The following is a 13,217-nucleotide window of genomic DNA, read 5'->3' on the forward strand; positions in this document are numbered from 1 at the left end:
CCGAAGTACTAGTCCAGCAGGGCGGAGACAGCGTGGCCGAGCCGGATCTTGCCCACCTCGTGGCCGCCGCCGAGCACGGGCTCCACCACGCGCTCCAAAACACTGGAAACTGCCGGGATGTCCACGGCACCGCTCACGGCCAGGAGAGTCAGTCCTACCAAGGACGTGGCGCGAAGGTTGCCGTCCAGCATCTTCACGGCCACGGTGGCGCCTGTGGGAGTGGCCATGACCAGGACGCCCTCGGCGCCGATCTTGGCCAGGACATCCAGCTCCTCCATGACGATCGTGTTGGACTCACCCTTGCCTTGGACGGCCCAGGGGTAATCCAGCATGGACGTGGCGATGGTGGCGGCACGCGCGTTGGACGATTTATCGCCCGGGGACTTGGCCAGGCGGGAGTAGGCGCGGGCGAGGCCGGTCAACGAGATGGCGGCAACAGGTGCTCCACAGCCGTCGATGCCCAAGTGGGAGATGCGTTCGCCACTGTATTCCTCAATCACCGAGCGAACGCGCTGCTGCAGCGGGTGGTTTGGTTCGAGGTAGCTGCGCAGGTCCCAGTCGTTTTCGGTGCAAGCCCACAGGAATGCTGCGTGCTTGCCGGAGCAATTGAAGGCCAGCTTGGATTGTCCGCGGTCGGAGCGGATTAGCCAGTTGCGGGCCGTTTCGTCCTGGGGCCAGGCGGTGGGGCACTGGAGGTTTTCTTCTTTAACACCCGCTGCTTTCAGCATCCCCTCCACAACGTCCATATGATCCAGGGAACCGGTGTGGCTGCCACAAGCCACAGCAACCTGGGCGCCGCGGAGGGGCACGCCGGACTGCATGGACGCCAAGGCCTGGAAGGGTTTGAGGGTGGAGCGGGCGAGGATGGGGGCGTCGATGTCACCAAGACGGGTGACCACCGAGCCGTCACCGGCAAGAACCACGGCTGCGCCGATGTGCCGGGACTCAATAAAGCCACTTCGTTCGATCACTGCCAGTTCCACCGCGGACTCAACGTTGAACGTTTCATGCGAACTTATGGGCATGAAGCAAGTCTAGGGGCGCGGCAGGGCGGTTCCCCGGTCATACGCGCGCCCGCGCGCGTGATCCCGTGCACGCAGGCCCTGCACGGGATCCGTTTCCACAGGTCCGGTGAATGACACAGCTTAGGCCCCGCGCCCTTCACAAAGTACCCTTGAGGACTGTGAAGGTACTCGTCATTGGCCCAGGCGGCCGCGAACACGCCATTGTCCGCTCTCTGCTTGAAGACCCCAACGTTTCCGAGGTCCACGCGGCCCCAGGCAACGCGGGCATCAGCAAACTCGTTCCCACCCACGCGATTGACGGGAACAACCCGGAAGCCGTGTCCGCCCTCGCCACCAAGCTGGGCGTGGACCTGGTTGTTGTAGGACCCGAGGCACCCTTGGCTGCCGGTGTGTCCGACGCCGTCCGCGAAGCCGGCATCCCGGTGTTCGGTCCCAGCAAGGAAGCAGCCCAGCTGGAGGCTTCCAAGGCCTTCGCCAAGCAGATCATGGCCGAAGCCAACGTTCCCACAGCCATGGCCCGCGTTGCCACCAACGCCGACGAAGCTGCCGACGCCTTGGACACCTTTGGTGCCCCGTATGTAGTCAAGGACGACGGCCTGGCCGCGGGTAAGGGCGTGGTGGTCACCAGGGACCGCGCAGAGGCCCTGGCGCATGCACAGGCGTGCTTCGACGCCGGTGGAACCGTGGTCATCGAGGAATTCCTTGACGGCCCCGAGGTTTCCCTGTTCGTCCTCTGCGACGGCCGCACCACCGTTCCGTTGTCCCCGGCACAGGATTTCAAGCGCATCTTCGATAACGACGAAGGGCCCAACACCGGCGGCATGGGCGCGTACACCCCGCTTGAATGGGCTCCCGAGGGCCTGGTTCAGGAAGTCATCGACCGCGTTGCCCAGCCGACCGTGGACGAGATGGCCCGCCGCGGCACCCCCTTCGTTGGTGTGCTGTACTGCGGCCTCGCCCTGACTTCCCGCGGCATGCGTGTCATCGAGTTCAACGTTCGCTTCGGCGACCCCGAAACGCAGGCCGTCCTCGCTCGCCTCAAGACGCCTCTCGGTGCGCTGCTGCTGGCCGCTGCCAAGGGCGAACTGGACACGGCTGAAGAGCTGCGCTGGTCCAAGGACACGGCAGTCGCCGTCGTCGTTGCTGCCGAAAACTACCCCGACGCACCCCGGACGGGCGATCGCATCCGTGGCCTGAAGAAGGTGGATGAACTGGACGGTGTCCACGTAGTCCACGCCGGCACCAAGCTGGACGACGAAGGCAAAGTGGTCTCGGCCGGCGGCCGTGTCCTTGCTGTTGTCGCGCTCGGTTCAGATCTGGTGGAGGCCCGTGAAAAGGCGTACGACGGCGTTGAGCTGGTTCAGCTTGAAGGCTCACAGTTCCGTACGGACATCGGAGGCAAAGCCGCCCGCGGCGAAATCCGCGTTCCGTACACGGCTACAGGAACCATCCCGAAAGTGCAGGCCTGAGCATGACTGAAGGCATCCCTACGGGCGGCTTCGAAACCGAAACGCTGGAACTTCCGGGCTGGACGCACGTCTACTCCGGCAAGGTCCGCGACCTCTACGTCCCGGCAGACGAAGCAATCACGGACAAGATCGGCCAGGAATGCGTGCTGGTTGTCGCCAGCGACCGCATCAGCGCCTACGATCACGTGCTGAGCAGCGAAATCCCGGACAAGGGCCGTGTCCTGACGCAGCTGAGCTTGTGGTGGTTCGACCAGTTGGATGTTGAGCACCACGTGTTGGCGTCCACGGTTGAGGGTGGCGTTCCTGCCGCCGTCGAAGGCCGCGCCATGATCTGCAAGAAGCTGGACATGTTTCCGGTGGAATGCATCGCGCGCGGCTATCTCACCGGCTCCGGCCTGGCTGAGTACAAGGAATCCCGCACGGTCTGCAACATTCCGCTGCCCGAGGGCCTGGTTGACGGTTCACGCTTGGAAAAGGCCCTCTTCACGCCCTCTGCCAAGGCCGAAGTTGGCGAACACGACGTCAACATCACCTATGACGATGTGGTGGCCATGGTGGGCGACGACATCGCTGCCCGCCTCAGCGAACTCACGTTGAAGATCTACACCCGCGCTGAGGAGATCGCCCGCGACCGCGGCATCATCCTGGCCGACACCAAGGTGGAGTTCGGCATCGACGCGGCCACCGGCATCATCACACTGGGCGACGAAGTCCTCACCCCGGACTCCTCACGGTTCTGGGACGCATCCACCTATGCGCCGGGTCAGTCGCAGCCTTCGTACGACAAGCAGTACGTCCGTGACTGGCTAACGTCCGCCGAGTCCGGCTGGGACAAGTCCTCCGACACTCCGCCGCCTGCACTGCCCGCCGAGGTTGTGGAGCGCACCCGTGCCCGCTACGTTGAGGCTTACGAGAAGCTAACGGGCCGCACCTTCGCCTAGAAGCACCCAACTGAGTCGCAGTTCAGGTCGTTGTGAGCTCTCATAACGACCTGAACTGCGACTTACTTGGGTAATCAGGCTTCCGAGTGTTCCTTTGCGGCACGGCGCTCGGCGAGGCGGATCTCCAGCACTGCGTCCATGGCCTGCTGAACCCGGTCCGACGCTCCTGCCGCACTGAAGTCGTGCTGCGCCTCTTCCAGGAACTGGAGCGCCTCCGCGGCTTCCCCGGCTGCTTTTAAGGACTTGCCCAGCAGCAGCGAAACTTCACCTGCGGTGTGCCGCGCCAATACCTTGCGGTCGGCGTGGATCTCGCGGAGCTTCTCGACGGCGGCAGGGATGTCCCCGGTCAGGTACAGCCAGCGGGCGCGGATGAAGGCGACTTCAAGCTGGTCTGTCTTGTTTCCGCCCACAATGGACAGCGCGAGTTCTGCACGCTCAATGGCGGACAAGGTTTCCGGTTCCACAATCCCAGAGGACAGTCGAACCGCTGCGGATGCCTTGTTGAAACGGGCCCACAGCTCAATGTCGTTGGCGGGGGATAGGAGCTTGGCTGCACGCTCGTGGTGCTTGATGCCCTCAATGTAGTCGTGGCGCATGAAGGCGACGTTGCCGACCACCCAAGCGACTTCGCCGGCCAGTTGCGACATGGAGTGTTCGTCCATGTGCTCGATCATGGCCAGGCAGTACTGCCACGCTTCGTCCAGCTTGCCGCTCTCGGCCAGGGCACCAATCAGCGCGCGGTGCGCACCGATGATGAGCGTGGATCCCTTGGGCAGCTGCTCGCTGAGCTTTACGGCTTGCTTGGCATGCTCGACGGCGGTGGCCAGTTGGCCTTGTCCGTGACACACCGCGGCAAGCATCTGCCAGGCGCGGACTCCGAGGCCAGCGGATTCGGTGGCCATGGGGTGTTCCAGGAGGTGCTCAACGATTTGCTGACATTCCTTCAGCTGGCCTTGCTTCATCACGCACTCGGCCTGCATGTAAGTCATGTTCCACCAGGCGCTGTTGTTCTTGGCCTCGAGGGCAATCTGCGCGGCTGTGGCAGCGTGGCTGGCGGCGAGTTGGTAGTCGCGAAGATCCCAGGCCTGTCGGGCGTAGAGACCGGCGAGGACGTACTCGGCATCACTCACGGAGACCGGTTGGCTCCAGGCTTCCAAGGCCTTCGGTGCAAGTTCAAGCCTGCGGGCCAGCTCCTCGATGACCTCAGCCGTAGGCTCACGCCGGCCTGTCTCGAGCAGCGAAATGTAGCTCGGTGAATACAGGTTTTTGCCGAGCTCTGCCTGCGTTAACCCACGTTCGAGCCGTTCGGCACGTAGCTTCTCGCCGAATCCGTTTCCCACGGGTCCCTCCTACAGGTGTCTTTTGACCAAAACCTTGACAGTCTCTGTGGAAAACATTTTACAATGTATGTCAACAGGGACCGTGCAATTTCCGTAACGAATCCGACTCGCATTGGGGTACTACATCATGTTCAAGAAAATCATCGCTTCAGTGGCCGTGGCGGGCGCACTGACGTTCGCGGTTGCGGCTCCCGGGGTTGTCTCCGCTGCTCCTGCAGCAGATTCCAGCACAGTAAGCGCCATTGGTAACTGGCCGGACCCCATGCGGTCCACCACCACCACACCCAAGAAGGACAAGACCGAAACGACAGTCACCACGATGTCCATTGGTAACTGGCCCGACCCTATGTAAAACAATTGTAGTAAAGAAACCCCCGGAGCGTGACGAGCGATGCTCCGGGGGTTTCTTTTTGCCCTGACGCGGGTGGTGCGCGCCTTGGTTGGGAGAATGGGGAAACAAAAATGGCGCCGATTTCTCGACGCCATTCTCGTGTTTGGTCGGGATGACAGGATTTGAACCTGCGACCTCTTCGTCCCGAACGAAGCGCGCTACCAAGCTGCGCTACATCCCGATCCGCTGCGAAAGCAACTGTTCAAGAATAGCCGAAACGTGCCGTGATGCGAAATCGAGCAGCAGGTGTCCCTCGTCACTGCCTCGACCCACAGAAAGGCTAGACCAACGAGTCGCGCCAGGCCCCGTGCAGCTGGGCAAACCGTCCGCCACCGCTAATCAACTCGGCCGGCGTCCCGTCCTCCACAATGCGTCCGTCGTGGACCACCAGAACCCTGTCAGCCGTCTCCACAGTTGAGAGGCGGTGGGCGATGATGATTGCCGTCCGGGCTCCCCGGCCACCGGCCACTCCCTCCAACAGGTTGGACAGTCCTTGCTGGACCATGCGCTCAGAAGGAATGTCCAAGGAGGACGTTGCCTCATCCAGGATCAACACGGCAGGTGCGGCCAGGAACGCTCGGGCGAAGCCGATGAGCTGGCGTTGACCGGATGACACCCGACCACCCCGCTTGTTGACGTCCGTGTCGTATCCCTCGGGAAGGCTCATGATGAACTCGTGAGCACCCACCGCTGCAGCTGCGGACTCGACCTCAGAACGGGAAGCCTCTGGCCTGCCCAATGCAATGTTCTCTGCCACGGAGCCGCTGAAGAGGAACGCCTCCTGCGTCACCATCACCACGGCTCGGCGGAGGTCTGTGGTGGACAGGTCACGAAGATCGACGCCATCCAGGGTGATGGCGCCTGACGTGACGTCGTAGAAGCGTGCCACGAGCTTGGCCAACGTCGACTTTCCCGCACCCGTCTGACCCACCAGGGCAACTGTCTGGCCAGCCGGGATGTGAAGGTTGAGCTTTGGGACTACAACCTTGCCGTCGCTGTAGCCGAACTCCACAGCCTTGAAGTCGATCTCGCCGCGTGAGCTCTTCAGCGGTACCGGGTTCTTTGGTGGACGGACGGTGGGCACTTCTTCGAGGAGCCCGGACACCTTTTCCAAGGCAGCCTGTGCACTCTGGAAGGAGTTGTAGAACATAGCCATCTGGTCCACGGGCTGGAAGAAACGCTTGGTGGACAGGATCAGTGCCAGCAGGACGCCAACAGCCAGGTCTCCATTCAGCACGCGGAAGCCGCCAAACAGCAGGACCACGGCCACACAAACATTGCCGATCAGCACCAAACCAGGCTGGAAGATGCCGTTCAAGTTGATGGAGCGGACGGTGTTCTTGCGGTAGTCCTCAGCCAGCTCGCCGTATCGGGAGGCATTCTCGCGCTCCTTGCGGAAGGCTTTCACGGCACGGATCCCGGTCATCGTTTCCACGAAGTGAACGATCAAGCGGGCGGACACCACGCGAGACTCACGGAACGCGATCTGTGAATGCTTCTGGTACCAACGGGCGAGGAAGAACATGGGAACCCCGGCCGCGAGGACTATCAAGCCGCTGCGCCAGTCGAGCGCAAAGATCGTGAACGCGGTGAACACCATGAACAACATGCCGGACGCCAGGGAACTCACCCCGGAATCCAAGAGTTCGCGCAGCGCTTCGAGGTCCGAGGTCTGACGGGCAATGATGCGGCCCGAGGTGTATTTCTCGTGGAACTCCAGGCTCAACCGCTGGGTGTGCCGGAAGACCCGAAGGCGCAGATCCAACAGCATGGCCTGGCTCAGCCGGGCAGTGGAGGTCACGTAAAGCGCCGTCATCCCGGCCGTGGCAATTGCAGCTGCCAAGTACAGGGAACCGGCCAGCACCAAGGGCCCGTTGTCGCCGGCCTGCAGAGCGGGGAGCGCGTTATCGATGCCAAAGGCGATCAGCGCAGGCCCGGCAACCCGGGTGAGCTGCGAGACAACAACCATCACGATCGTCAGCCAAAAACGCAACCGCACGGGCCGGATGAGCGAGGCAAGCAAGGTGAGCGACCGGCGTCGTACGGCTTTGCTGTCTGCCTTGGTGAGGAGGGTGTTGTCCTCGTTGGCGGTTCCAAACGTTGCGGCAGTCACCGGCGGGCCTCCTCAGCTTCTTCGAGCTCATCCAGTTCGGTGTCCAGGTCCTTTGGACCGGCGTCCAGGCTGGCGATGACGTAGCGGTAGTGATCGTTCCCGGCCAGCAGTTCCGTATGGGTCCCGACGGCGGTGATGGTCCCGTTTTCGAGCAGGGCCACGCGGTCCGCCAAGGCCACGGTGGAGGGGCGGTGCGCGACGATCAGGGTGGTGGTCTCGCGCAGGACCTCGCGCAAACGGGCCTCCACACGTTCCTCGGTATTCACGTCCAGGGCGGACAGGGGATCGTCAAGGACCAAAACCTTGGGCTTGGCGGCGATGGCACGCGCCAACGCTATGCGCTGCCGTTGACCGCCGGAAAGGCTCAGCCCTTCCTCGCCGATCAAGGTGTGCACACCGTCAGGCAACGAGTAGGCGAACTGGGCCTGTGCCACATCCAGGGCCTCGTCCAAGGCGGCGTCGCTGGGATCGGGGGCTCCGAGCAGTACGTTGTCCCGGACCGAACTGGAGAACAGCGTGGTGTCCTCGAACGCCACGGCGACGATCTTTCGGAGTTCGTCGATGTCGTAGTCGCGAACGTCCACGCCGTCGATAGTCACGGCGCCCTCGGTGACGTCATAGAGGCGGGGGACCAGCTGGAGCAGGGCGCTCTTGCCGCTGCCCGTGATGCCGACAAGGGCCATTGTTTCCCCAGGGCGTATATCCAGGGTGACGTCGTGCAGGAGGGTGCCGCCGTCGTCGAACCCGAAACCTGCGTGCTCAAAGCGAAGGGCGCCCTTCACGCTTTCCGGAACAGCGGGTTGAGCCGGCGAGGTGATGGTGTTCTCCGTATCCATCACCTCGAAGTGGCGGTCCAAGGCGGTTTTGGCCGTCAGCGCCATGGCCAGGAGCATGCCGGAAAATTCCACCGGAGTGGCTACCACGGCCGCTGTTGCGAAGAACGCCACCAACGCGCCGATGCTGAGTTCCCCACTCGCGGCGAGCATGATGCCCACCACCAGGCCGACGCCCAACGCCAACTCCGGCAGCAGCGTAACTACCAGCGTGAAGCCAGCCTGCTGCTTGGCCTTGGCGATCTCGGTCTGGCGCAGTTCTTCTGCCTGGCCGTTGAAGTTCTCCAGCGCTTCACGGCTACGCCCGAAGGCCTTCAGGACACGGATGCCGTGGACTGATTCCTCCACGGTGGTGGCGAGGTCGCCAGCTTGGTCCTGGCTGAGGCGCGTAACCAAACTGAAGCGGCGGCGGAATCGGAACGAGTTGATCATGATCGGCACGGCCGCTCCGAGGAAGATCAGTGCCAACTGCCAGCTCATGGAGAACATGACGCCTACGCCGATGATCACAGTAAGCGTCGTGACCACTAGCATGATCGCGCCAAACGCCATCCAGCGGCGCAGGAAACTCAGGTCCGTCATGGCGCGCGACAGAAGTTGTCCCGAACCCCAGCGGTCGTGGAAAGCGACCGTCAGTTGTTGCAGGTGGCCGTAAAGGGTCACCCGCATCCGGGTCTCAACCGTCGTGGCCGGGTTGATGACGAACTGCCGGCGCAAGGCCACCAGCCCGGCTTCGGCAATACCCAAAGCAAGAATCACGACGGCGGCAATCCAGACGGCATCCGTGGAACCACCGGGCTGCAAAGAGTTGTTGACAAGAACCCGCAGCACTTGCGGGATGGTCAGCGCGACGATGCTGGCCAACAGGGCGCATAGCAGGCCCATGAATAGTCGGGGGAGGATGGGCCGCACGTGAGGGTACAGGCGGCCGACGGAGGTGAAGAATGACGTTTGCTTGGACATGCCCGCTTCTCAACAGCTGGATCTTCAGATGGTGCGGAGGTAGTTTCCCGTAGCAACTACCCTATGCCATGGCGTGATTCGTTTCACAGGACTACGCAATGAAGGTGAAATGTTTGACCCAGTTATTGAGGATCGCAATGATCTGCGGACTTGGCTGGTGGGCTCTAGTTGCGTGACGTGAGCGTCAGCAGCACTGCTTCCGGGCGGCACGCGATGCGGACCGGTGCGAAGCGGGACGTCCCGATGCCGCCGGAGACGTTCACCGGCGTCGTGAAGCTATCGCTTTCCCAATCGTGGAGGCCCTTGGCACGCCAGTTGGGGAGATCGCAGTTGGCGACGAGAGCACCGTAACCAGGGATGCAGATTTGGCCGCCGTGCGTGTGGCCAGCAAGGATCAGGTCTGCACTGGCCTCCGTGAAGTGGTCCAGCACGCGCTGGTACGGAGCGTGAATGACCGCTACCTTTAGGTGCGGGCGGGCATCCTGGTTGACCGTCCCTCGAGGCCAACCGGCATAGCGTTCGCGGTTCAGGTGGGGGTCATCGACTCCGGAGAAGTCGAAGCGCAGCCCGTTCAGCACCACTGACTGGGCGCGGTTGGTGAGGTCGATCCAGCCGCCCATGCCGAAGGCCGAGCGGAGCTTCGGCCAGTCCAAGGCAATCGGGTCGGTTCGCATCCGGGACGGGCCGCGGAAGTAGCCCACTGGGTTTTTGATCCGCGGGGCGTAGTAGTCATTGGAACCCGGAACGAAGACGCCCGGGAACTCCAGCAGGGGTCGCAGAGCCTGGATCAGGGGATCGACGGCCTTGGTGTGGCTGAGGTTGTCGCCCGTGTTGACCACGAGATCAGGCTTCAGATCTGCCAGTGATTGCAGCCACTGCGTCTTCTTATCCTGGCCCGGTACGAAGTGGATGTCGCTCAGGTGCAGGACACGGAGCGGGGCCGAGCCGACCGGCAGGATGGGCAAGGTTTCGTGGCGGACCTCGAACTGATCCTTCTCCCACCACCCGTATGCGGCCGCCGCTGCGCCTGCTGCTGCACCGACGGCAGCAGTGACGGCGAAACCGCGCCCGAAAGTGCGGACGCGGTTAGCCAATGAATCACTAAACGACATGATCAGTTCTTATTGCCGTTGCCGTTGTTGCCATTCCCAGTGGACGGCGGGTTGGGCGCCGTCGACGGGGTGTTTTTGGACGGGGTGTTGTTACGTTGTGGAGCAGGAGCTCCCGTCAGGTTCGACGGCGGAGCCGGGAACGGATTGGTCCCATAGGCCGGAGCCACAGCAAGCATGTAATTGGTGAACTGCGGACCAGCAATCATGTAGCCGTCAATAGCATCGTAGGACTTGCCATTAATGGTCAGATTACGGCCGGGACGAGACTGGTCATCCAGAGGATCACCAAACCATGAGGCAGTCGCGAGGCCGGAGGTGTACCCGACTACCCAGGTTGAGCCGTTGGTGTCATTGGTTCCGGTCTTGGCGGCCACCGGGAAGTTCTTGGAGTTCAAGGCCGGACGGATCAGAGATCCCGAGCCCTCGTCCAACACCTTGCCCATGGCATAGGCGACGCCTCGAGCAACCTCTGGCTTCACAGCATCCTTGCAACTGGAAGACTGGGCAGGCAAAGAGGCGCCGGACTGGTCTTTCACCGAAGTTATAGCAATTGGTTCACAGTACTTGCCGTCAGCGGCGAAGGTTGCGAAAGATGATGCCATGGTCAGAGGTGCGGTCTGCGTTGCACCAATGAGGTTGGACAATCGGGTCATCTGAACCTTCGGGTTTGGATCCGTGACTTTACCCGTGTCGTCGCGTGTCGGAAGGCCGCCGTGGATGCCTGTGGCATCAACGATGCCCTGGATGCCGCAGAGGTCAACCTGCGCCGCCGAAGCGAACGTGGCTGTGTTGATGGAGTTCTTGAGGCCCCAGAGGACCGTCATGTTCCGGTAGTACTGCGGTTCGGCATTTTGGAGGTCGAAGCTGCCCTGCACGTTGCCATCATAGAAGCCATCGGTCGGTGTGGGGCACGTATTTTTCCAAGGGAAGTTCTGCGGATATTTGCGAACCGCCGCGTTGACGTTCGTTTCCATCGACTTGCCCTCGTTCAGCCACTGGGCGAACGTGAAGGGCTTCATGGTTGAACCGGGCTGGAATCCGCCGATGCCGTTGAGGTCGTTGCCGTTGGCGTCCAGGACGTCAACGTTGAAGTTTTGCGTCTGATCGAACTTGCCCTCTTGAGGCAGCCAAACAGTGTTCTGGGCCATGCTGACGATCTGGCCGGTACCCGGCTGCACGGAGACGATCGACGCGCCCCACTTGTCCGGGTTAGCGCCAGCCGTTGCGTCGACCTGCTGCTGTGCGACGTTCTGAGCGGTGGGATCGAGGGTGGTCTGGATGGTGAGGCCGCCACGCTGGATGCGCTTGACGCGCTCTTCCGTGGTGTCACCGTACGCCGGGTTGTTGAAGAGCAGGTGGAGCACGTAGTCACAGAAGTACGGCGCCATGGTGGCATACGCGCAGCCCTGGCGAGCCGGGGTGACCTGCGTGGTGACCGGAGTGGCGACAGCTTCTTCGTACTGTGCCTGCGTGATCTTCCCCTGGTTGACCATGGAGGCGAGCACCAGGTCACGGCGAACCTTGGAGCTATCAGGGTTGGCGATGGGATCGAAGGCCGACGGGCTGTTCACCAGGCCGGCCAGGAGGGCAGCCTGCGGAAGCGTCAGGTCCTTGGCAGAGGTGCTGAAGAAGAACTTCGAGGCAGCCTCAATGCCGTAGGCGTCACGGTTGAAGAAGACGATGTTGAGATAACCCTCAAGTATCTGTTCCTTGGAGAACTTCTTCTCCAAGGCGATCGCAAGCTTCATTTCGCGGAGCTTGTCGCCCACGCCCTTTCCGCCACCGTTGAGCTTGACGTCTTCTTCGCGGTCGGATGCCACCAGGGACTCGTTGATGACGTTGTTCACGTACTGCTGCGTGATGGTGGACGCGCCCTGCTTGTTGCCGCGGGCGGTGCTGACGATGGCTCGCATGATGCCGGTGGTGTCAATGCCGCCGTGCTCATAAAAACGGCTGTCCTCGATAGCGATGACAGCGTCCTTGATGAACGGGCTCATTTGATCCAGCGGAACCTTGGTCCGGTTCTCCGCGTAGATCGAGGCGATCGGCGAACCGTCCTTCGCCAGGATCGTGGTGTTCTGGCTGGGCGGATCCACCTGGAGTTCCGCCGGCAGAGTGTCAAAGAACTGAATTGAACCACTTGCGGCACTGCCCGAAACGGCGGCTGCGGGGACCAAAAGGCCCGCCACCAGGACGCCACAAATCGCGCTCACACCAAGGAAGCCTAGAATCTTTCCGAGGGTGGTGGCAGTGTCGAATAGTGGGTTCTTGCGAGTCACCATGTTTTCCACTTTACCGGCAAGGGCTAGGCTTTCTGTCATGACCAAATGGGAGTACGCCACGATTCCGCTCATTATTCACGCTACGAAGCAGATCCTGGACCAGTGGGGCGAGGACGGCTGGGAGCTCGTCCAGGTCGTCGGTGGACCCGATGGCAAAGGCCTTGTTGCATACCTGAAGAGGGAGAAGCAGTAATCATGACCACCCCCGCAGAAACCACCTCTGCCGCGGAATCCGGCGCCCCCACGTCTGCTGTTGAGCAGCGTCTGGCCGAGCTCGGATTGACCCTCCCCGAGGTCGCCGCCCCCGTAGCCGATTACGTACCTGCCATCGTCTCAGGCAACTACGTTTACACCTCCGGACAGCTGCCGTTTATTAACGGCAAACTCGAAGCTACGGGCAAGGTGTCCCTCGGCGAGTTGGGCACGTCCGACGAACCCACCGTTGATCCGGAAGACGCCAAGCGATACGCAGCACTCTGCGCCATCAACGCCCTCGCCGCCGTCAAGAGCGTCATCGGCGATCTTGACCGCGTCACCCGCATCGTCAAGGTCGTGGGTTTCGTATCCTCCGAACCCACCTTCACTGGTCAGCCCGGCGTGATCAACGGTGCATCCGAACTCCTCGGACAGGTATTCGGCGACGCCGGCAAGCACGCACGCTCCGCCGTCGGCGTCTCTGTCTTGCCGCTCGACTCTCCCGTTGAAGTCGAGCTCATCGCTGAATTCAGCTAAGGAACCGGTTCACCCA

Annotated in this window: 11 protein-coding genes and 1 tRNA gene; 5 read left to right on the forward strand and 7 right to left on the reverse strand. The window is 62.1% G+C overall.

Annotated elements, in window-relative coordinates; all coding sequences use genetic code 11:
- Nucleotides 1-8 precede the first annotated feature (8 nt).
- Nucleotides 9-1,025, reverse strand: coding sequence for an asparaginase (locus tag M1D89_RS06050; RefSeq protein WP_498648928.1), 1,017 nt, complete (start codon nucleotides 1,023-1,025; stop codon nucleotides 9-11).
- Between the two features lie 110 nt (nucleotides 1,026-1,135).
- Here M1D89_RS06050 and purD point away from each other — a divergent pair, with 110 nt between their 5' ends.
- Together purD and M1D89_RS06060 are read left to right on the forward strand one after the other, a co-directional pair.
- The gene (gene purD / locus M1D89_RS06055) at nucleotides 1,136-2,494 is read left to right on the forward strand and encodes a phosphoribosylamine--glycine ligase (RefSeq protein WP_498648931.1); all 1,359 of its coding nucleotides are present in this window, start codon (nucleotides 1,136-1,138) and stop codon (nucleotides 2,492-2,494) included.
- Nucleotides 2,495-2,496: 2 nt separating this feature from the next.
- On the forward strand, nucleotides 2,497-3,435 hold the full coding sequence (locus tag M1D89_RS06060) for a phosphoribosylaminoimidazolesuccinocarboxamide synthase (protein ID WP_498648934.1): 939 nt from the start codon (nucleotides 2,497-2,499) through the stop codon (nucleotides 3,433-3,435).
- Between the two features lie 74 nt (nucleotides 3,436-3,509).
- Here the strand turns inward: M1D89_RS06060 and M1D89_RS06065 are convergent, their stop codons facing one another.
- Nucleotides 3,510-4,775: a helix-turn-helix domain-containing protein gene (locus tag M1D89_RS06065; protein ID WP_498648936.1), complete on the reverse strand. Its 1,266-nt coding sequence runs from the start codon at nucleotides 4,773-4,775 to the stop codon at nucleotides 3,510-3,512.
- Nucleotides 4,776-4,902: 127 nt separating this feature from the next.
- On the opposite strand from M1D89_RS06065, the gene M1D89_RS06070 reads away from it, so the two are divergent.
- Nucleotides 4,903-5,127 carry a hypothetical protein gene (locus M1D89_RS06070; RefSeq protein ID WP_498648938.1) on the forward strand — a complete coding sequence of 75 codons (225 nt, stop codon included), beginning with the start codon at nucleotides 4,903-4,905 and terminating at the stop codon, nucleotides 5,125-5,127.
- A gap of 143 nt (nucleotides 5,128-5,270) precedes the next feature.
- Here M1D89_RS06070 and M1D89_RS06075 read toward each other — a convergent pair.
- The 5 genes from M1D89_RS06075 to M1D89_RS06095 all read right to left on the reverse strand — a co-directional run bounded on the left by M1D89_RS06075 (nucleotide 5,271) and on the right by M1D89_RS06095 (nucleotide 12,508).
- Nucleotides 5,271-5,347 (reverse strand) — tRNA-Pro (locus tag M1D89_RS06075).
- Nucleotides 5,348-5,446: 99 nt separating this feature from the next.
- Entirely contained in the window at nucleotides 5,447-7,279 is a 1,833-nt protein-coding gene (locus M1D89_RS06080) for an ABC transporter ATP-binding protein (RefSeq protein WP_498648940.1), read from the reverse strand.
- Nucleotides 7,276-9,075: an ABC transporter ATP-binding protein gene (locus tag M1D89_RS06085; protein WP_498648942.1), complete on the reverse strand. Its 1,800-nt coding sequence runs from the start codon at nucleotides 9,073-9,075 to the stop codon at nucleotides 7,276-7,278. Before M1D89_RS06085 ends, M1D89_RS06080 begins: the two co-directional genes overlap by 4 nt.
- Before the next feature lie 164 nt (nucleotides 9,076-9,239).
- A complete protein-coding gene (locus M1D89_RS06090) occupies nucleotides 9,240-10,187 on the reverse strand; it encodes a metallophosphoesterase (protein ID WP_498648944.1) in 948 nt (315 codons plus the stop codon).
- A 2-nt stretch (nucleotides 10,188-10,189) separates the two neighbouring features.
- Nucleotides 10,190-12,508 carry a transglycosylase domain-containing protein gene (locus M1D89_RS06095; protein ID WP_498648945.1) on the reverse strand — a complete coding sequence of 773 codons (2,319 nt, stop codon included), beginning with the start codon at nucleotides 12,506-12,508 and terminating at the stop codon, nucleotides 10,190-10,192.
- Here M1D89_RS06095 and sp36 point away from each other — a divergent pair.
- Nucleotides 12,507-12,662 carry a Sp36 family protein gene (gene sp36 / locus M1D89_RS06100; protein WP_011775990.1) on the forward strand — a complete coding sequence of 52 codons (156 nt, stop codon included), beginning with the start codon at nucleotides 12,507-12,509 and terminating at the stop codon, nucleotides 12,660-12,662. The genes M1D89_RS06095 and sp36 overlap by 2 nt on opposite strands.
- 2 nt (nucleotides 12,663-12,664) lie before the next feature.
- Nucleotides 12,665-13,201, forward strand: coding sequence for a RidA family protein (locus M1D89_RS06105; protein ID WP_498648948.1), 537 nt, complete (start codon nucleotides 12,665-12,667; stop codon nucleotides 13,199-13,201).
- The last annotated feature ends 16 nt before the right edge of the window (nucleotides 13,202-13,217 follow it).

The organism is Arthrobacter sp. D3-18, from assembly GCF_054408525.1.

Coding starts and splice junctions, on each gene's coding strand:
- purD (WP_498648931.1), top strand. CDS start 1,136: ATGACACAGCTTAGGCCCCGCGCCCTTCACAAAGTACCCTTGAGGACT.
- M1D89_RS06095 (WP_498648945.1), bottom strand. CDS start 12,508: ATGACAGAAAGCCTAGCCCTTGCCGGTAAAGTGGAAAACATGGTGACT.
- M1D89_RS06090 (WP_498648944.1), bottom strand. CDS start 10,187: ATGTCGTTTAGTGATTCATTGGCTAACCGCGTCCGCACTTTCGGGCGC.
- M1D89_RS06060 (WP_498648934.1), top strand. CDS start 2,497: ATGACTGAAGGCATCCCTACGGGCGGCTTCGAAACCGAAACGCTGGAA.
- M1D89_RS06085 (WP_498648942.1), bottom strand. CDS start 9,075: ATGTCCAAGCAAACGTCATTCTTCACCTCCGTCGGCCGCCTGTACCCT.
- M1D89_RS06105 (WP_498648948.1), top strand. CDS start 12,665: ATGACCACCCCCGCAGAAACCACCTCTGCCGCGGAATCCGGCGCCCCC.
- sp36 (WP_011775990.1), top strand. CDS start 12,507: ATGACCAAATGGGAGTACGCCACGATTCCGCTCATTATTCACGCTACG.
- M1D89_RS06050 (WP_498648928.1), bottom strand. CDS start 1,025: ATGCCCATAAGTTCGCATGAAACGTTCAACGTTGAGTCCGCGGTGGAA.
- M1D89_RS06070 (WP_498648938.1), top strand. CDS start 4,903: ATGTTCAAGAAAATCATCGCTTCAGTGGCCGTGGCGGGCGCACTGACG.